Annotated in this window: 23 protein-coding genes; 5 read left to right on the top strand and 18 right to left on the bottom strand. The window is 38.8% G+C overall.

The features are described 5' to 3' along the window. Positions 1 to 25: 25 nt before the first annotated feature. Both hscA and DV942_RS05990 read right to left on the bottom strand, forming a co-directional pair. Positions 26 to 1882 (bottom strand): Fe-S protein assembly chaperone HscA, encoded by a 1857-nt coding sequence (gene hscA / locus DV942_RS05995; protein WP_145856076.1) that lies wholly within the window; start codon positions 1880 to 1882, stop codon positions 26 to 28. 290 nt (positions 1883 to 2172) lie between these two features. Next, positions 2173 to 3399 (bottom strand): glycosyltransferase, encoded by a 1227-nt coding sequence (locus tag DV942_RS05990; RefSeq protein ID WP_145856074.1) that lies wholly within the window; start codon positions 3397 to 3399, stop codon positions 2173 to 2175. 94 nt (positions 3400 to 3493) lie between these two features. Between DV942_RS05990 and miaE the strand changes: the two genes are divergently transcribed. Further along, the gene (miaE, locus tag DV942_RS05985; RefSeq protein ID WP_145856072.1) at positions 3494 to 4075 is read left to right on the top strand and encodes a tRNA-(ms[2]io[6]A)-hydroxylase; all 582 of its coding nucleotides are present in this window, start codon (positions 3494 to 3496) and stop codon (positions 4073 to 4075) included. Positions 4076 to 4223: 148 nt separating this feature from the next. On the opposite strand, the gene DV942_RS05980 is transcribed toward miaE, so the two are convergent. Genes DV942_RS05980 through DV942_RS05965 form a run of 4 tightly spaced genes read right to left on the bottom strand, consistent with a single transcriptional unit; the run spans position 4224 to position 7366 of the window. Beyond that, positions 4224 to 5312, bottom strand: coding sequence for a DUF3810 domain-containing protein (locus DV942_RS05980; RefSeq protein WP_145856071.1), 1089 nt, complete (start codon positions 5310 to 5312; stop codon positions 4224 to 4226). Between the two features lie 44 nt (positions 5313 to 5356). Next, the gene (locus DV942_RS05975; protein ID WP_145856069.1) at positions 5357 to 5761 is read right to left on the bottom strand and encodes a type II toxin-antitoxin system VapC family toxin; all 405 of its coding nucleotides are present in this window, start codon (positions 5759 to 5761) and stop codon (positions 5357 to 5359) included. Next, complete coding sequence (locus tag DV942_RS05970; protein WP_145856067.1) at positions 5746 to 5997, bottom strand: hypothetical protein; 252 nt, start codon at positions 5995 to 5997, stop codon at positions 5746 to 5748. The genes DV942_RS05975 and DV942_RS05970 overlap by 16 nt, the downstream gene beginning before the upstream one ends. Before the next feature lie 34 nt (positions 5998 to 6031). Continuing rightward, complete coding sequence (locus DV942_RS05965; RefSeq protein ID WP_145856065.1) at positions 6032 to 7366, bottom strand: dihydroorotase; 1335 nt, start codon at positions 7364 to 7366, stop codon at positions 6032 to 6034. Between the two features lie 189 nt (positions 7367 to 7555). Between DV942_RS05965 and DV942_RS05960 the strand changes: the two genes are divergently transcribed. The 4 genes from DV942_RS05960 (at position 7556) to DV942_RS05945 (ending at position 10160) form a co-directional block, all read left to right on the top strand. After that, a complete protein-coding gene (locus DV942_RS05960) occupies positions 7556 to 8902 on the top strand; it encodes a DEAD/DEAH box helicase (RefSeq protein ID WP_145856062.1) in 1347 nt (448 codons plus the stop codon). Beyond that, positions 8902 to 9177, top strand: a complete 276-nt coding sequence (locus DV942_RS05955; RefSeq protein WP_145856060.1) for a hypothetical protein — start codon at positions 8902 to 8904, stop codon at positions 9175 to 9177. The genes DV942_RS05960 and DV942_RS05955 overlap by 1 nt, the downstream gene beginning before the upstream one ends. 99 nt (positions 9178 to 9276) lie before the next feature. Next, a complete protein-coding gene (gene gldC, locus DV942_RS05950) occupies positions 9277 to 9612 on the top strand; it encodes a gliding motility protein GldC (RefSeq protein ID WP_090987907.1) in 336 nt (111 codons plus the stop codon). 149 nt (positions 9613 to 9761) lie between these two features. Beyond that, positions 9762 to 10160, top strand: a complete 399-nt coding sequence (locus tag DV942_RS05945) for a hypothetical protein (protein WP_090987905.1) — start codon at positions 9762 to 9764, stop codon at positions 10158 to 10160. Between the two features lie 5 nt (positions 10161 to 10165). Here the strand turns inward: DV942_RS05945 and DV942_RS05940 are convergent, their stop codons facing one another. The 12 genes from DV942_RS05940 to DV942_RS05895 form a co-directional block, all read right to left on the bottom strand. After that, positions 10166 to 10666: a lipocalin family protein gene (locus DV942_RS05940; RefSeq protein ID WP_145856058.1), complete on the bottom strand. Its 501-nt coding sequence runs from the start codon at positions 10664 to 10666 to the stop codon at positions 10166 to 10168. A gap of 48 nt (positions 10667 to 10714) precedes the next feature. Next, entirely contained in the window at positions 10715 to 11152 is a 438-nt protein-coding gene (locus tag DV942_RS23650; RefSeq protein WP_222431166.1) for a hypothetical protein, read from the bottom strand. Between the two features lie 31 nt (positions 11153 to 11183). Continuing rightward, complete coding sequence (locus DV942_RS23645; protein WP_222431165.1) at positions 11184 to 11780, bottom strand: hypothetical protein; 597 nt, start codon at positions 11778 to 11780, stop codon at positions 11184 to 11186. Continuing rightward, complete coding sequence (locus DV942_RS05930) at positions 11767 to 13422, bottom strand: NAD(P)-binding protein (RefSeq protein WP_145856056.1); 1656 nt, start codon at positions 13420 to 13422, stop codon at positions 11767 to 11769. The genes DV942_RS23645 and DV942_RS05930 overlap by 14 nt, the downstream gene beginning before the upstream one ends. Beyond that, positions 13400 to 14911: a polyamine aminopropyltransferase gene (locus DV942_RS05925; protein WP_145856054.1), complete on the bottom strand. Its 1512-nt coding sequence runs from the start codon at positions 14909 to 14911 to the stop codon at positions 13400 to 13402. The genes DV942_RS05930 and DV942_RS05925 overlap by 23 nt, the downstream gene beginning before the upstream one ends. A gap of 1 nt (position 14912) precedes the next feature. Beyond that, the gene (locus tag DV942_RS05920; RefSeq protein WP_145856052.1) at positions 14913 to 15137 is read right to left on the bottom strand and encodes a DUF350 domain-containing protein; all 225 of its coding nucleotides are present in this window, start codon (positions 15135 to 15137) and stop codon (positions 14913 to 14915) included. 6 nt (positions 15138 to 15143) lie between these two features. Further along, a complete protein-coding gene (locus DV942_RS23420) occupies positions 15144 to 15317 on the bottom strand; it encodes a hypothetical protein (RefSeq protein ID WP_186462433.1) in 174 nt (57 codons plus the stop codon). Further along, complete coding sequence (locus tag DV942_RS05915) at positions 15318 to 16631, bottom strand: DUF4178 domain-containing protein (RefSeq protein WP_145856050.1); 1314 nt, start codon at positions 16629 to 16631, stop codon at positions 15318 to 15320. After that, positions 16631 to 17005, bottom strand: coding sequence for an S-adenosylmethionine decarboxylase family protein (locus DV942_RS05910; RefSeq protein WP_244950836.1), 375 nt, complete (start codon positions 17003 to 17005; stop codon positions 16631 to 16633). The genes DV942_RS05915 and DV942_RS05910 overlap by 1 nt, the downstream gene beginning before the upstream one ends. A gap of 48 nt (positions 17006 to 17053) precedes the next feature. After that, on the bottom strand, positions 17054 to 17446 hold the full coding sequence (locus tag DV942_RS05905; protein ID WP_145856048.1) for a cupin domain-containing protein: 393 nt from the start codon (positions 17444 to 17446) through the stop codon (positions 17054 to 17056). A gap of 15 nt (positions 17447 to 17461) precedes the next feature. Continuing rightward, a complete protein-coding gene (locus DV942_RS05900; protein ID WP_145856046.1) occupies positions 17462 to 17941 on the bottom strand; it encodes a methylated-DNA--[protein]-cysteine S-methyltransferase in 480 nt (159 codons plus the stop codon). A gap of 263 nt (positions 17942 to 18204) precedes the next feature. Beyond that, on the bottom strand, positions 18205 to 19059 hold the full coding sequence (locus tag DV942_RS05895) for an alpha/beta fold hydrolase (RefSeq protein ID WP_145856044.1): 855 nt from the start codon (positions 19057 to 19059) through the stop codon (positions 18205 to 18207). Positions 19060 to 19276: the final 217 nt, after the last annotated feature.

Raw genomic sequence — 19276 nt, 5'->3', positions numbered from 1 at the left:
AAAACTGCCAACCGCGAGCTGAAAACTACTCTATCTTCTTGCCTTTCATCGCGGTGGAAATAGCAGCATCCATTACACGCTCGGCAAAAGGACGGGTAAATTCATTCAGTTCATCTGCTTTTTTAAGGATTGTATCCTTATCCTGAGTGGTCAAAGCCGTTTTAAGCGCTTCGATATGTGTTTTCGTTTCAGCTATTTCTGCTTCGGTTAAATGCTCCGCATGTTTTTCGATGAAGCGCTCAGCTGTATACTGCAATTGCTCACCCTCACTTCTGGCTTCAATCAACATCCTTTGCTGTACATCGCTTTGTGCGTGCTCAATGCTGTCTAAAAGCATTTTCTCAACGGTGTCGTCACTTAAGCCGTAGCTTGGCGTTATTTCAATCTCTTGTTTTACACCAGAACGTAATTCAATTGCCTGTACGGTTAAAATTCCATCTGCGTTAAGAAGGAAATTGATATTTACTTTAGGTAAACCTGCGGGCATAGCCGGAATTCCCTTTAAATCGAACTCAGCAAGTTTACGGTTTTCTTTAACCAGATCGCGTTCGCCCTGGTAAACGGAAATTTTCATGTTTACCTGGCCATCAACTGAAGTGGTATACTGCCTGCCAGCTTTGGTTGGCACTTTGCTATTGCGTGCAATAATGACATCCATTAACCCACCCATGGTTTCGATACCTAAAGAAAGCGGGGTTACATCAAGCAGTAAGATATCTGAGCGGTTTCCGGCCAATACATCAGCCTGGATGGCCGCACCCAAGGCTACTACTTCATCGGGGTTAATGTCATCCTGAGGTTTTTTGCCGAAGAAATTTTCGACTGCCTGTTTTACATAGGGTGTACGGGTAGAACCTCCTACTAAAATTACTTCATCTATATCGGTAGCAGACAAATCTGCATCTTTTAATGCATTTTTACAGGCTGTAATCGTTTCCTCTACTTTCGCAGCAATCAATTGCTCAAAAGTTTGCTTATCAAGTGTACACCAGATTTCGCCTACCTGTTCATTATATAAATTTTGGTTCGATAATGCTTTTTTTGCTGCCTCGGCCTGTAGCCTTAGTGTTTGCATCAAAATGTTATTCTGAGCCAGCGCCGTTACATCAAGTTTATTCTGGGCGAGCCAGTAATCTAAAATGGCCCGGTCAAAATCATCGCCGCCCAAATAGGTATTTCCGTTGGTAGCCAACACTTCAAAAATACCGTTTTGAATCTGCAGGATGGAAACATCAAAAGTACCTCCTCCTAAATCGTAAACGGCAATAGTTTTCTGCTGTGTAGGGTCTAAACCAATCCCATAAGCCAAGCTGGCCGCAGTGGGTTCGTTAACAATGCGCATCACATCTAAACCTGCCAGTTTTCCGGCATCGCGGGTGGCCTGGCGCTGGCTATCGTTAAAATAAGCCGGAACAGTGATTACAGCCCTGTTCACTGGTGTTTTTAGCGCATGTTCGGCCCTGGCTTTTAGCTCTTTTAATATTTCGGCAGATAATTCAATCGGGGTATAGAAACGGTTTCCGGCCTGAATTTTTACCAATGCATCGGTATCATCATCAATAATTTTGTAAGAAAAAGTAGCGGCGTGATCGGCTACATCTTTATACGAACGTCCTAGTAGTCTTTTAACAGAAAATATGGTGTTAGAAGGGTCAGTGGTTAAAAATTCCTTTGCCTCGTTACCTACAACGGCTTCGTTCTGATTATTGAAATAAACTACTGATGGCACCAATACGCCCTTGCCCGAATCGTTAATCACCTGAGGATTTTTATCAGGGTTAATAAACGCAACCAAACTGTTGGTGGTACCTAAATCTATTCCGACGATAATTTCTTCCTTTTGAAACGAACCTGTAGCAAGGTTAATCGATATTTTTGCCATAGCCGCAAATTTACAATATTGTTCCTAGGTTTCAGAACCTGAATGTTTTTTAAAAGTCAATAGTTTTTTAGTCAGGAGTTTGGAGACGAAGTCGGAAGGCTAGGCGTGTTATTGGTTGGGAGTTCGGAGTTTTCAGTTGTGAATTGAGGTTTTGTACCGTTATATCTATGGACCTCTGACCTTTAACTTCCGGGCCTAGCTGTGTTTACCATTTAAGAACATAAAAGGATTTAAAATGTCAATATTTTCAGTTGCTATATCATTGGACCTCCGACTTCCAGACTTCCAACTTATTTATTTTTCTCTTCAATCCAAAGGCTCATGTACTTTGTACTTTGAAGGGTATGGTGGTTTAAAATCTGGCCAATGAAGTTGTTTTGGCGGTGTTTCGTTAAGGACAATAAAAGTTCGGTTATTTTCAACAGAAAAGCATCCGTAAAAGCAGTGGAGGCATAACGTTGGTTGATAATTTGGATGCCATGTTGCTGTGCAGACTGCCATTCGGATTGGCGCTGGTACAGTTGAGCAGCCTGCCCGGCAAAAGCAGTTAAATCATCTTCAATAATGCCATTCCATGGTAGATTGCCTTTCATTGCTTCGGCGCCAATAGTTGTGGTAACGGATGGCGTACCGGTTAACATGGCATCAATAAATTTGCCTTTAACCCCAGCACCAAACTGGATCGGTGCAAGCAAAATTTTGTGTTTTGCAATAGTTTCCTTTGCGTTTGCGGCTCTACCTCTAATGAAAAAACGTTCTGCTTTATTTTCGAGCTGCCATACCTTTTGTGTAGGATAGGCTCCGTAAATGTTCAAGCTGGCTTCGGGCAGTTTTTTCCGAAGCAAAGGCCATACTTTGGTTTTTAAGGTTTGCACGGTGTGCCAGTTGGGCTCATGTAGAAAATTTCCAATGAAAACAAAATCGGCCCTGTCTGCAAATGGAATCCATTTTCGGGTCATGTCTGCAGTAATTTGCTGCTCCAAAAAAGGCAGATAATACAGTAAGCCCGGATCAATTTTAAACTTTTCCTGGAGCAGCTTTATCTCCGCTTCCGAAATAATCAAAGACAGATCACAGCGGAGGATGGCTGCAATTTCGCGTTTGGCAATATCTGAAAACAGGTTTATTATTTCCTGCTTTTTGGTGCTTTGTTGTCGGGCCTGCCGTAAAAAATGAAGGTCTTCGGTATCTAAAATGTGCAAGGCACCCGGGCATTCCTGCTGTACGCGCCAGCCGTATTGTTCTTCAATCATAAAACGATCGAACAGCACAATATCAGGGTTAAGCGCTTTTAAAATAGTATTGAAGCTTTCGTCGTTTAACTTAATTTCCTGTTCAGTAACTGTTGTATGGCTAAAATCATAACTGAATTCGCTTTTTGATGCTGCCGAAGCAAAAGTGACCTGATAGCCATTAGCCAGAAATAAATCAACCAATTGGACCATTCTTGTGCCTGCTGCCGACGATCCGGGTTCGGGCCAAACCATTCCAATAATTAATAATTTCTTTGTGGTCATGATTTAATTTTCTGCAAAATAAATGGTTTTTAGCTCACAATTTTAAAACCGTGCCGATTATTTCTAATTTTGCAGCTCAATTACAAAGCATCGGATGTTAGGATTAAAATTATTGACAGACCCGCGTTGGGCAAATATTGCGGAATCGAATTTAGAAGAGATTTTATCTGACCATGCCTGGTGCGAACAAAAAGCCGCGAGTAATGCCATTACATTAATTACACAAAATTCAGAGCATCAGGAACTGGTTGATGAGTTAACGGCTATTGCCATTGAAGAAATGCAGCACTTTCAAATGGTGATCAATATCATTAAAGAACGTGGCTATACGTTAAGCCGCGAACGTAAAGATGATTATGTAGGCAGACTGGTGAAATTCAGTAAAAAAGACGGCAGCCGTAACCAGGCTTTTATCGACAGGCTTTTCTTTGCGGCCATGATTGAAGCCCGAAGTTGCGAACGTTTCCGCGTACTTTCTTTAAACATTCAGGATAAAGAACTGGCCAAGTTTTACCATGAATTGATGGTTTCGGAAGCAGGCCATTACACCACATTCTTAAACTTTGCCCGTAAATATAGTACCGATGTAGATGTGGATAAACGCTGGAAAGAGTGGCTTGATTTTGAAGGCGAACTGATTCAGAGTTTTGGTACAAGGGAGGCGATACACGGCTAGATCAGTTTTCAGTTGGTAGTTAAACAATTTTCAATTGGCTATGCTTAATGTTAACTACTCATTTTCAGTTTTAGAGTGGGCTATATTAAACAGACAACTGTTATTTATAACCGCTAACTGAATTTTATAAATAAAAATGGAATGCCTTTTACCGCTCAATCTTCCGACTTTCGGACCTCAGACTTTCTGACTTATAAATATTCCATAACCAAATTACAATGTCCTGATAGCTATCAATGCCTTTCTGCTGGTTATTCAATTTTAAGAAACGATCGAAAGCGGCGTCCATATAACCGAACATATCACCGTTGTATTTGCGCCAGAATTCTTTTTCTGTCTTAAAATCGGCTAAAACCTGCGGCAAGAGCCTATCATGTAATATTTTGTAGTCATCTGCCGATTTCATTCTGATTTCGAAAAGAATATACCTGAGCATTTCATAATTGGCTGAATACTGGTAATTCAAATCAGGGCTATTGCTTGCCGTTAGGTAGCCTAAAAGATTGGCTTCATCTTCGTAAGCAATACCAAGCTGGTGAGCAATTTCATGGCAGGAAACGTAAGGTTTAACAAAATCAGGCAAGTTCATGTTCATATTGGCTTCACCTGAAAGGGGGGCATAATAACCCTCTATGCCAATTTTACTGATTATCCAAGAATTTAAAACGGCCTTTAAACAAGGATTATTATACCTGAATACCTTGTTTCTTTTCGTCATAATTGAATACGCTGCTGCAGATTTAGATTCGAGCTCATTAATTGTGTAAGCAGGCAATTTAACTTGCATCAATTTTAAGCTGTTGGTTTTATCAACGAAATAATTGCCCAGAACGACCAGTTCTTTAGCATTATACTTTTCGTTGCCAATTCCCAATTCTTCGCTTATGCTTGGCCGGCTATAGTTTAAACCCCAAACTATTTTGAAAACGATATAAAGTATTAAACAAAAGTTTGAAATCTGTAAGGAAATAATAATTATATCGCGTTTTTTTAAGGATTGACGCCTTTTGTAAAATCTAATAATTTTATACAGTATAAAGCCAATAAGTAAAATATAAATTAGGTCGCCGATAGCAAAAGGGAAAATACCTGATATAAACCTTAAAGCTGAAGAGATGTAAGGATAAAAACCTGTTGAGAAATATTTTTGGACAAGGGAAGGGAAGAAGCCGAAAGCGTACATCAGGACAGCTAAACCCAGAAGTACCGTTGATTTAATAATTATAGATTTAGTCATAACTTTCTGAAACGGTCTTATGGCAGAAGTAAATTAAGACTTCTTTAGTTAGTGGTACCACTCTTAGTCATCTTTAAGTCTTCAATATGTTCAAAGTGCTTATGGTTAAGCGTATCGAAATGTACATCATGGGCAATAGCGGTAGCTGCAATAAACAGGTCTGCTTTATCAATACTTTTGCGATGTCTTTTGAGTTTGTTTTGTATTTCTACAGCCATCAAAGCGGTTTCACTATTGAATGGGAATACAATAAAGTTTGATAGCATGGCTTTCCAGAAATTTATTTGCTCACCTTTTGCACCTGTGTAAATTTCGAATTCAGTTATGGTAGAAATGCATAAGATTATTGATTGCTGAGACAAAACATATAATCTTGTTTTTGATTTATCCTTTTTTCTGAAATAGTCAATTAAAATAGATGTATCAACCATTATTACTTGGTTCGCCATTCATTTAATGATTTTCTTGTTTCTTCGATCTTTTGAATTTGCGTATCAGAAAAAACAGGTCCATTTAGAAGTAAATCTGAAAATTTTATGCCATATTTTACAGTAGGTTCCTCAGCAATAGCTATCGAATTATTTTTTTTATTCTTGCTTTTTAAGCTCGCAACAAAGTTTATCACCTCCTGCTTCATGTTAGCAGGAAGGGCTGAAATTTCAGAAAATAACTGTGCATCCGTCATTGCAAATTTGTTAATCTAAACAAATATAACAAATCTATCTGGTAAATGTTAAACGCTTGCCAATCTGGTCGGTAGTGAATTTGCCTTTAACATAAGCGAGGTTACCAGATACAAAAGTGTGCGTAATACTGGCTTTAAAAGTATCGCCATCAAAAGGGCTCCAGCCGCATTTGTAGAAATTATTCAGTTTGGTTACTTTCCAGGGATCATTCAGGTCAACCAGCACCAAATCAGCCCAGTAACCTTCACGGATAAAGCCCCGCTTTTCGATATCAAAGCAAATGGCCAGGCTGTGCGCCGTTTTTTCGACAATTTTTTCTAAAGAGATCTTACCCTGTAAATGCATTTCCAATAAAGCCGGTAAAGCATGTTGTACCAACGGGCCACCCGAAGGGGCCTGCGCATAAGCCTGTTGCTTCTCAGCCAAAGTGTGCGGAGCATGATCAGTAGCAATAACATCGATGTGATCATTCAAAACACCAGCTAAAACTCCTTTCTGATCATCTTCGGTTTTTACTGCAGGATTCCATTTGATGAAATTTCCTTTTGAAGCATAATCTTTATCATTAAACCAAAGGTGGTGAACGCAGGCTTCGGCGGTAATTTTTTTATCTTTTAATGGAATGGTATTGTCGAATAACGCAATTTCTTTAGCGGTCGAAATATGAAGGATGTGTAAACGTGTTTGGTAGCGTTTAGCCAGCTCTACGGCCAGCGAAGACGATTTATAGCAGGCTTCTGCACTACGGATCAACGGGTGCATGTCAATGGTTAAGTCATCACCGTACTTGGCTTTATACTCCGCTAAGTTATGACGGATAGTTGCCTCATCCTCACAGTGTGTTGCCACCAATATCGGTGCTTTGCTAAAGATGTTTTCTAATGTTTTTTCATTATCAACCAGCATATTCCCGGTAGATGAACCCATGAAAACCTTAATTCCGCAAACATTTTTCGGATCGGTTTTTAAAACCTCCTCAATATTATCGTTACTGGCGCCCATGTAAAAAGAATAATTGGCCAGAGAAGTTTGCGCGGCAATGTTATATTTATCTGCAAGCAATTCCTGCGTTAAGGTATTGGGTACGGTGTTGGGCATTTCCATAAAAGAAGTAATCCCTCCGGCAACGGCAGCCATGCTTTCGGTAAAAATATCGGCTTTGTGCGTAAGTCCAGGCTCGCGGAAATGCACCTGGTCATCAATCATACCTGGCAAAAGATACTGACCTTCGGCATTAATTTCCTGTGCACCGGGCGCAGCAAGATTCTGTCCGATTTTATCGATCAATCCATCTTTAATTAAAACATCGGCTACAATTTTTTGTCCTTCATTTACAATGGTGGCAGCCTTTATCAGGTAAGTATTCATGGTTTCAAAGGTAAAAATAGATTTGAGAAGTTAAATAGGAGATTTGAGAAATTAGGACAGGTTTATATGTCAACACGGTTAATAAACTAACCTCCTTATCTTTTAGATCTGCGCTTTCAGTCAGGTTTGATTTAAACCTTCTGCCTTACACCTTCAAACCCTCAACCTTAATCACTATCTTTGTACGCTATGGCGAAACCGTTCGAAGAATTTAAGTTAAACAGGCAGATTTTAAATGCTGTGGCCGATGCGGGTTACCTCGTTGCAACGCCGATACAGGAAAAAGCAATTGCACCTATATTGTCCGGTCAGGATATTTTTGGTATTGCCGAAACCGGAACCGGAAAAACTGCTGCGTTCGTGTTGCCGATTTTAATGCAGCTTAAATATGCGCAGGGTGAAAATATACGTGCTTTAATCCTATCGCCAACCCGCGAACTGGCTATGCAGATTGAAGAACAGGTAAAACTGTTTTCTACTTATACCGATCTGCGTTCATTAGTAATTTTTGGTGGTATAGGCCCTAAAACACAAAAAGAACAATTGGCAAAAGGTGTAGATATTCTGATCGCTACGCCTGGCCGTTTCCTTGAGTTATACCTGGCCGGCGATATCAATACGCAAAGCTTAAAATTTCTGGTGCTGGATGAGGCCGATAAAATGATGGACATGGGTTTTATTGGCTCTATACATCGCATTTTGGAAGTTGTACCGCGAAAGCGCCAAAATTTACTGTTTTCGGCAACCATGAGCGATTTGGTTCAAAAAATTGCCGGCGATTTCCTGAAAAATCCAACTGTTGTCGAAACGGCACAACAGGCAACTCCTGCAGCTAATGTAAGCCAAACCCTGTATGATGTTCCGAATTTTAAAACGAAATTGAATTTATTGCAACATTTACTGAAGAATGATGAGGCATTTACACGTTTAATCATTTTCTGTAAAACCAAAACAGTTGCCGATAATATTTTTAGTTTTATTGAACGTAAATATGGTGCTGATCATGTTCGTGTAATCCACGCCAATAAAGGTCAAAATACCAGAATCAATTCCATCAATAGCTTTAAAGAAGGAAATGTAAGGTTTCTGGTCGCCACAGATGTAGCCAGTAGGGGGATTGATGTAAGTGATGTAAGTCATGTGATCAATTTTGATGTACCCATTATCATTGAGGATTATGTACACCGTATTGGCCGTACCGGCAGGGCTTTTGCCAAGGGCGACGCCATAACTTTTGCTACCGAAGGCGAAAAATACTACGTACGTAAAATTGAAAAGCTCATCCGCCAGTCCATACCGGTTGCAGCCATCCCGCAGGGGGTTTTTATAGAGGAAACCTCCTATGAAGAGCGCCAGCAGATCGCAAAAGAGATTGATCTGCAGAAACGCAAGGAAGATCCTGACTTTAAGGGGGCTTTCCATGAAAAGAAAAACGCAAAAGCCATAGAACAGAAGGCCAGGGATAAGGCTAAGGCAAAGGCGGGTAAGGCAGTTAAAAGTTTTAAAAAGGGTAAACGTTTTGATAAGAAAAAGTAATGATTAAACTTCGCGTTACGCCATTAAACATTGTTGGTGCAATTGGCTTAGGTTTAATGGTTACTGGTTTTTTTTCTGAAAAAAGTACGGCACCAGGGGAGATTAACTTCAGTGGCTTTTATTTGCTTATTCTGGGGTGCCTGGTTTTGGTTACTTTCGTTACAGATCTTATCTTTCGCTTTACTTTAAAAGATATTAAACGGATCTGGATGGTAGAACTGTTATTCATAGTTATTGCGGCAATATTGATGTTAATATTACAAAAACTAGTATAATATCAAAGCAAAGTATTTGGTAAAATCATCATCTTTGCCCCGAATAAAATACCGGTAAATTGGTGAATTCCGTTTATCGGTGAAACCCATTTTGAAAATATGAAAAAAGCAGAAATAAAATTAACCGTTGAGTTAGATGAAGGTAACAATCCGGAGAACATACTTTGGGAAAGTACAGATTCAGGAAATGCTGATAAAGTGCCTGCAAAGGCTTTGTTTTTATCCGTTTGGGATCATAATTATAAAAATACGTTAAAAATAGATCTTTGGACAAAAGACATGCCTGTAGATGAGATGAAGCGTTTTTTTTATGAAACCCTGCAAACCATGGGCGATAGTTTTTTGAAGGCAACAGGCGAAACGCTGATTGTAGAAGACTTGCGCGACTATTGCGCCCACTTTGCTGATAAGATGGGTATTATTGAAGGACAGTAGGCTGGTTATTGGTTTTTTGGTCATTGGTCATTGGTTTTTTGGTCATTGGTCATTGGTCATTGAAAAATTGCCATGCAAGCTAGTAATCAATCATTGCCTTATTTCGTAAACCTTTCAATTATTAAAATTAAATTAATCATCTTAAAACTATGTTAGTATTAAATAAATTCATGGCTTGGTTAGGCATTTTGTTATGCGTTATTGCTGGTTTCTGCCCAATGTTGAAAGTGCCAATCAAGGGTAATTGGAACTTATATCAATCTGATGCACGTTTATTTTTGATCACATATGCCATCATCGCTATTTCGGTGTTATTCCTTTTTATCAGAAAAGTTGGGGCATTCCGGTTTTTGAGTTTCATCATGGCTATCTGGTATATTTTAGCCGTTATTGCTGTTTATTTTACCGCTCATAATTATACTAAATATGGTTTTGCGAATAAACTGATCGGCAAAGTGGTCCATTTCCAGTGGGGATGGATTGTACTTTTAGTAGGTGTTATATTGATGCTCTTCAGTGTTAAACGTGGAGAAAAAATAACAGCTTAGGTTTTTTAATGCAATTGCGATGTTAATTTAGCTACATCGTATCCTTTAGCTTTGCACCTGGCCACAATTTCATCGTGGGTTTTCTTCGGCATTTCCGGATTACGGCCCATGATGAATAAAAATCGATGATCGGGATGACCTACTACCACATAGGAATAATCATCTGCAAGCTCGATAATCCAATAGTCTACCTTGATCGGCCAGATAAATTGCACCTGTAATGCTCCTTTACTACCGTTTTCTGATGGGAACATCTTCGATGTTCTGGAATAAACCTTTTCATCCCCAGGCTTTTTGTAAGTGGTTACAACGTTATAATAGCCATTTTGATTTAAGGTATAATTTGTAGTAGTCTCCCTGCTGCCTTTATCAAAAATCGTAGGGATAGAATATAATGAATACCATGTTCCTGCATATTTTTTTAAGTCTAATTTGGCTATAGGGACATTTTTTTCTATAGGTAAAAGGGCGAAAAGAATAAAGAGTATGGAGCAGATTGTTTTCATCTCAACAGGGTTTGTTTTGATTTACGAAAGCACCCGGAAAACAGATTGTCAGAATTTATTTTTCGCTTTCCAGATAAAACCATCCAACACATAATGCGTAGCCTGTGGTAATGCCAATAATGGAACTATGAGGGAAAGCAGTTCGCTACTGCCAATTTGCGGTAAAGTAGAAAATGGTTTAAATACAGACAGGTGTTCTCTCCAAACTAGTCCATCCCACAACCCTTCTTCTAAATAAGCCAAAGATATCAGAATGATCAGAAAGTAACATATTCCCCATTTCGTAAAGCTGAGCGTCATAATCTTAGATTTAATAGTGGTTTTGTTTATTTTTATCTTTTCAAAAAACCAGATCAAGGCCATGTATGGAATACCGTGCGAAATTACATTAAGTGTGGTGAAGGCCATGTCGCCATTAAAATAAACAATACCAAAATACCAAGACAGGAATGTGCCGATTACAATTAAATTTCGCGGGATATTCATCCATTTTCGCTTGATTGTAGTCAGTAGCTCTTTAACAAGGTAGATTGCAATGATGGCCATATATACAATCTCCGAACCTTTTAAGCAATGCATCATTTTTAAATGAAAAAAAGTCGCCTTCTATAAACCAATTGAAATTTCTTGCCGTGCTAAGATGCCAGAATAGTAGTGGGTACAAGGTTGCGGTATAAATGGCTACTTTATCGACGAGTCGCTCAACAGGGGAAACCTTTTCATTGCGGGAATATAAACGCATAAATCCGTATTGTTGCCTGATGAAATGATAAACGGCCAGATAGGCCAGAATTCTCCAAAACCATAGGCCATCAAAGCGGTAAATTATTACGCCTACGATATAACAGGATAGGGGTATGGCAGTGAGTAAAGCATATTGTTTTTTAAAATTAACAGGGTTAAAATAGGTGCGGTACAAAGTGCTGTAGACATGGGCAACATCAATAAAAACAATTAAAAATACCCAATAGGTTATAGGAATTCCTTCGGTATTTTGAAATTGTGATGGAAAAAGGAACACCAGCAGCAAAGAAACAAACGAAGGTGACAGGATGAAAACAGTATCGCTAACCCGCGAATTTAACCATGGCTGATTTTGATTATGATGTGGCATTTATTACTTGTTTTGCGGCGTTGATGCCTTGATGAAAAGCTTCTTCAAAAATTGAAACTCCACTTAAATCGCTATGGGCAAAGAAAATTTTATTATCGATGGGCAACTTTGCTTTTTCCAGATTTTTACTCCAGATAAAATCTTTAGCAGGAGTGATCATACCATGCCCCCATACCCAAAAATCGATAGTCTCAATGGCTTTGGTAATTCCCGGATGTATCACTTCCAGTTCTGGAATAACGATATCAAGCCACTGTTCGTAATTTCTGGAATATGCGGCTAAACGGGCAATTGCAGGTTCAAAATCGCAGAGTGGGAGATAATAGGTAATTACCTTTTTATCTTCTGAAAGATTTAAATGTTGTTGCGCAGCATTTACGTAGCCAACAGATGGGGTATTGTAGGCCACATTATCCCAGCAAAGGCTTACTCCTTTCGATTCCGGTAATTCGTTGGTAGTAATATTTGCAATGAGCCATGGAGAATAATTAAAAGCTTTGTAATCAATATTGCGGTTAAAATTTTCCAGCAAGCGGTTGTTTACAAACTGTGGAGCACATAAAATAATTTTTTCAACCTCAATATTTTCGGTAAGCTGCGTTTTCGTATTCCATACCGTTACTAAAGTATTGCCATTGCTTATCGGTTTTAATTCGTAACACAGGTTTGAGGTTTTTATATGCGCTTTGAGCTGTTGAGCAAGCTTTTTCATGATCCAGCCATTGCCTTCTGGCCATGTTAAAATCGCATTTTGCGCTGCATTTGCTGCCATGCCTCTGCGTGATGCAAAATAATGTAGGCCGGCCCAAGCCGATACATGACTGATTTTTTGACCATAATCATCTTTACAGGCATAATTTAAATACCACAGCAGATATTTGGAACGGTACCCCTTTTCTTTCAGATAAGCCTCAAAAGTTATTTTATCCAGTTTTCTGTAGTTTTCATCAGTAGAAGAAGAATTTAAAGGTATATTGAATAGAAATTTACCATCGTTACCCCTGGTGTTTTTTAGCTGATCTGCCTCTGCTAAAAAACGCCTGATTTCCTTTTTATCGACAACGGGTACACCAAAATCCGGAATTAAACCTTCCTGCCATGCGCCGTTTATTAATAACCTTTCTTCAGGATCAAAAGTTAAATAGTAATCGTTGTAGTAGGGTAACTGCCCCTCAAAATGCGTGATCACATCAATTTCCTTTAAAAAATCAATCAATAAAGCATCGTCGTTATTGGCTATGGTGATATAATGTGCACCTAAGGGATATGAAGCTATTTTGTTGCTTCCGAAATAGGAGTTGCCGCCGATGTGTTTTTCGAGCTCCAGAATTTCGAAATCAGTTTCGCCATTCTTTTTTAGCCATCTTCCGGCCGATAGTCCTGAAATACCGCTGCCAACAATCAGCGTTTTTACTTTTCTTGTATTCTTTGCCGAAGGTAGTTTAAGCTTATCACGTAACAGATGACCTGCGTTGGCGTCAGGGCCCTGCAAAGCACCCTGGATGTTATATTTAGCCGACCTGATTTTTTTGTAGCAGCTATTTAGAAAAATGCCGCCCGTAATTAATCCGATCCTCAATAAAAAAGAGCGACGCTTCAGATAGGCCGAGAACTCATCCTTATAAAACATTTGCCCACTCATCTTCAAAATACTTAACCAGAATCTGGTTATTAAGCTTATTTACTTCAGTTTCTACCTTACCCATATCTTTCGGAAAATAGAGCATTAAATCTAAGCTTTCTTTGGAAATAAATCTTAGGTCTGGCAAGTATTGTAGCGGCTTTTTATATAAATTATCAGGCTCTGTAGCCATAATATAGCCCCATTCGCCAAATGAAGGCACATAATTATGATAAGGGATGGTTTTCAAACCCACACTTTCCAAAGTTTTGTTTACCGTCCAAAAAGACTTTGGTGCAACGAAGGGCGAGGTAGACTGGACTACGATTAAGCCTTTTGGAGCAAGGATGCCTTTAACCAGTTTATAAAATGCATTGGTGTAGAGTTTCCCAACAGCATAATTAGATGGGTCGGGAAAATCGATCACGATAAAATCAAACTTCTTGCGTTGCGCTTTCACCCAACTAAATGCATCAGCATTAATCACTTTAACCTTTGGCGATAGAAGTGCATTTTTATTGAGTCCCAGCAAAATTTTGTTCGACTGAAAGAGGCGTGTCATTCCCTTATCTAAATCAACGAGGGTTACAGAATCCACATTTGGATATCTTAAAATCTCTCTAACAGCCAGTCCATCCCCACCTCCCATTACCAAAACTTGTTTTGCAAAAGGTAATGCCTGTAATCCGGGATGTACCAAAGCTTCATGATAGCGGTATTCATCGTCAGAGCTAAACTGAAGGTTTCCGTTTAGGAAAAGCCTAATAACCTTATTTTTTTTGGTCAGGATAATGCGCTGGTAAGGTGTACTTTTCGAGTAAATAATGGTATCACTATAGGTTTGACTTTCTGAGAAACTCGTTATTTTGTCGGCATAGATAAAACCTGCAAGTAAAGCGATCATACTGATAAAAGAACCGCCTTGCAGGTATTTTGCAGCCTTAATCTCTCTTTTAAAGCTCAGGCAGACAATCAATGCTACAGCAACATTGAGCATTCCAAACAAATAGGCAGTTTTTACTAAGCCCAGATGTGGAATGAGCAGCAATGGGAAAATTAAAGAAGCCAGTAATGCACCAATATAATCAAAAGTAAAAACTTTAGAGACCAGGTCTTTAAAGTCATACCGATCTTTGAGGATGCGCATCAGTAAAGGGATTTCTAAACCTACAAGAATACCGGTTAAGCTTACAAAGCCATACAGCACAATCCTGAAGGAGGCAATGCTCTCGAAAACCAGGAATAAAACAGTTGAACTAAAACCGCCGACCAATCCAACCAGAATTTCAATCTGTATAAACCAGGAAAGGATATTTTTGTTAAAATATTTAGAAACCCAGGATCCTATACCCATCGAAAATAGGTAAACTCCAATTATGGTAGAAAACTGTGTTACCGAATCTCCAAGCAGGTAGCTGGCCAGTGTGCCTGCTATTAACTCGTAAATTAAGCCACAAGTTGCTACAACAAAAACTGAAATCAATAAAAGTGCTGGTAACTTTTTGTTCATGCTAGCTGTGAATGGCTGAACTTATAATAATCGCGATAGCAATAATAAAGGCTGCAAAAACAATGGCTAAGGCTAAATTTTGTTTTTCCAGAATTTCTTTCCAGAGGTTTTCGGGCGTAATTTTCTCGATAACCCAAAAGGCGATAAAAAGAACAACAATACCCAATATAGAGTAAACCAAAGATGCAATAATGTACTTGATGTTGATTAATTCGTTTAAGCTCATAATTTTTTATTTATGGTAAAATCTGTTTACATGGCCGCCATGGCTTTTGTTTTCATTGAACTCGGTGTTTTTTTCTACTTTGTCTTGGTAATAGGCATGCCCGTGGAGGCCACTATAGCCATAAAAACCCAAAATAATGAGTAGCAGAATGAGGTAATATTTAATTGGTTTTAAATCCATTTAATCTGCTTTTACAAAAGGTGAAAAATCACTGTTATCCCATCTTCTTTTTTCATAATTCCGCATCAGATACCAGCAAATTGCCGGGAATAGGCAAAGTATCATTATTGTAATCAATGTATTGCGCAGCATGCTTACGTTTGCAGTTGCCCTGATAAACAAGTTATTTCGGTATGTATCCCCGGATGACGGATATACATTTAAGTGGTACTTGCCTTTGGGTATATCGGATAGAAGAATCGATTCTTCGGTTGAGCCTTCCTGCCAGCTTTCGCCATCTTCTATGCCATGGTAATATTCTATTCCCTTGCTTACTTCCCAGGTTTGGTTATTAGCCTCATTGACCAATACAATGGTCGTTTCCAGCCAGTTGTTGTCAACACCAGAAGCAATGTCAAATTCAATATTTGATGATTCATCTTCCATAACAAATGAAGGTGTGATGAAGGGTTTGAAAGCATCGGCACCCGCCTTGGCATCGTATGTAATTAAAAAATTATCATTTATTAATTCCTTTTCTGGTTTTACTACGCTAAAGAGCACATGCAAAAGTAAGACTACAATTGTGGCAATACAAGTTGCTTTTAAAGAGGATATCCATCGGTCATAAGCTTGAGATGGCTGGTTGGCGCCTATACCAATCTGTTCCGGAAGACTACTTTTATCAAGATTGAATGCGGTAGCAATTTCATCGCTGCTAAGGTATTCGCCAATGTAGTAATCAGTATGGTGTTTAGGTTTATTCATCACCTCCTTTACAATCATAAATGGTGGCGCAATATATTCGGTAGCTTTGACCCGCTCATTAACAACATCCCAATCCACTTCGCCAAGCATAGCCGTTACTATGGGGCTGTATTTGTTAAAAAGTTTGTATTCAATGTCTTTATAATTGACATTTTGACCGCAGTTGGTAGGCTGTTTGTAATCAGGCAGAAACTCCTTACCTGCAATAAAATTCCAATGGCCGTTAAATTCGGATAAAGTAACGTAGCCTTTTTCAAGGCTGTTTAAAATATACTCCCGCCAGGCATAAATCGTATTCGATTCCTTTTTTTCTAAATAGGCGATAACCTGAAAGTCAGTACCATGTATGTTTGCCGTTGAACCCAGTTTCAATACAATAACCTTTTCTGGCTGATTTAATTTTTTATTTAACCTGCATTCTACCCGGTTAACAATATGTAAATAGGAATAACATGAAGAACAAGCGATGTACTCACTCTTAGCTGAATCGTAAAGAACAATATTTTGTTTGCATACTGAGCAGGGAATTGTTTTTGATTTGAAAAATGATTGAGCCGGTTTTTTCATTAACGTACAATTTCAGTCTTCTGTATCTCTTCGCCTTCAAAAAAGTGAAGTACGGCTTCATAGATCTCCCTAACTTTTTGGGTATTGTCTTTCTTGTAATTAGATAAAAAAATGTCGAAAGTAGCCAGTTTAAATTCTGGCCAGGTATGGATGGATAAATGAGATTCTGTTAGGCAGATAACGGCTGTAAAACCTCCATTGGGAAAGTTATGGTAAACTTCGCCAACTTTTTCAAGGTTTTTTTGGTTAATTAGCTGGTTAAAAATAGCTTTACAAGCCTGATAAGAACAAAGTTGTTCAGCTTTTTTAGAAGAAAATTCAGCTAAAATGTGTAATCCAGGGGTATAGGTCATTGAGCGTTTGGTATCTTTCAAAATTAAAAAAGTATTTTCAAAGTACGTATTAGAAATCAAATTTAAATACTAGTATTCAGCTATAAAATAATCCTCAACACTATCTTCCAGCGGAATATAAATTCTTTCCCATTCATCGCCATCCACAACTTCCCAGGTATGGCCTTCTCCGGCGGTATCATTGGCAATGAGTATAATCCCCGGCTCAATGATAAAGGTTTCGCCATTGCTCACGGTGAAACGGAGTTTCCCTTTTAGAGTAATTACATATTGACGGCGCGGTGCGGGGTGTGGGATGCGCTCTAAACTAGATACATCTGTTTGGGCGAAAAAGTAATTGGCATTGATGTGCTGGCGGATAGGGACTTTGCCAATTTCGAAAGCACATTTGTCGCCTTCAATATTAATTAAACGGATCGCTTTAAGGTAATTTTTTGGTGTTACGGCTTGATCTCTATTCATCTTCAAAAATATGGATTAAAATTTTAATTCAGTCTGTCCTCTCCAGGCAATTTCGCGTTCGTGCTGCAGTAACCATTGTTTACGCCATAAACCGCCGGCATAACCCACCAGCTTGCCATTACTGCCAATAACCCTATGGCAAGGCACAACAATGGCGATATTGTTTTTTCCGTTTGCGGCAGCAATAGCCCGTATCGCTAATGGATGGTGGGCAGAAAATTTAGCATACGAAATGGTTTCGCCAAAAGGTATGGCTAATAAATTCCGCCAAACCTCCTGCTGAAATTCGGTGCCATTTTGTTTAATTGGAAAATTGAATTGCTGTAACCTGCCATTAAAATAATCACCTAATTGTTGAGCAACTATTAGTGTGAGCGGATTTTCAGTAAGTCCTGTAATATCTGTTTCAGCAAAAGTTACGGCGTGTACAAACTCATCATCGGCAAGGATGGTAATCTGGCCAATAGGTGATGCAATAACGGATGCGTTTTTCATGTCTTAGCTTTCTTTCACAGGTTGTACCGCTTAATATATATCATAAATAAGTTTTTTTCAAAATTATCTGCCTTTTGGGTTATTTTATGGCTTGTTAGTCATAAATGACATGGCGCGTTTTTAATGGTTATCAACTTAACATTTAACTTTCCTTTACTTTTCATGAAATAAAATATTGTTGCGCGGTCAGCGCTGTTTCATGCCGATTGGCGGTTGAAAAAGCATTTTTGTGCTCAATGTTTACATTTTAAGCTAAAAATAGGTTATTGGTGTGCAAAATCTCCTGAAGTATAGAGGTGATCTGATGCTGATTTCGAACCGGCATTTTCGATAAAGTCTTTGATTTCCCTGATGGTTTCGTCGGGCGCACTGATGTGTGGGAAATGCCCGGTAGCTTTCATTACAACCAGGAAATTGTCAGGCGTATTTTTGTGAATGTATTCTCCAACTGATTTTGGGGTTATTTCATCATCTGTACATTGCAGCGTTAGGCTTGGTACTTCGAGGTTTTTCAATTGGTCTCTGTAATCGGCTTTAAAGGTTGCCATTGCAAAAGCAAGGGCCACACTTGGCTCAGTGGCTTCAAAACATTCCTGTAAAAAATCACATAGTTCAGGTTTACAAAGGCTGTCCATCACTCGTGGCACCAATTGTTTACTCCAGGCTACATAATCCTGGGCGATGTGGGTAAAGATGGTTTCTATATCTCCGGTGTTAAATCCGCCGATATAATCACCATCGTTTAAATATCTTGGTGATGGACCGATAAAAACCAGTTTTTTAAATACATCCGGAAGCTGCAGGGCGGCAATCATGCCAATCATGCTGCTAACCGAATGTCCAATAAATATAATATTCTTGAGGTCAAGTACCTGTATGATGTCAATTATATCACAGGCATATCCTTCTAATGTAGCATATTTCTTTTGGTTGTATTGGCTAAGGTCCGAATCACCAGTGCCTACGTAATCAAATAAGATCACTTTGTAATTTCCCAGGAAAGCATCTGTAATATATTTCCATGAATTTTGCGCACAGCCGAAGCCATGAGCAAACAGAAGTACCTGGCTGCCTTCGCCAAGTATTTTTACATTATTTCTGATGAGTATTGGATGCAAAGTGTTTGATTTTAAAATTCCTCATTAAGTTATGGAATGTAACGGTTTTTTTATGGAAAAATAAAAAATGAACAAAATGCACTGGGGTAAGCTGTTGGCAGGCATTCAAACGTTCTTTTTAATGTTCCTGAAATTGATAAAAAATTCCCGGGCGCTAAATGATTTGTTTCAATCATAACCTAATTGGCAATTCTTTTTTATATCTTCGTTTTATAAA

The organism is Pedobacter suwonensis, assembly GCF_007833675.1.
Taxonomy (GTDB): Bacteria; Bacteroidota; Bacteroidia; order Sphingobacteriales; family Sphingobacteriaceae; genus Pedobacter; species Pedobacter suwonensis.
The sequence above is the reverse complement of the archived record's forward strand: the minus strand, read 5'-3'. Positions and strand labels throughout refer to the sequence as shown.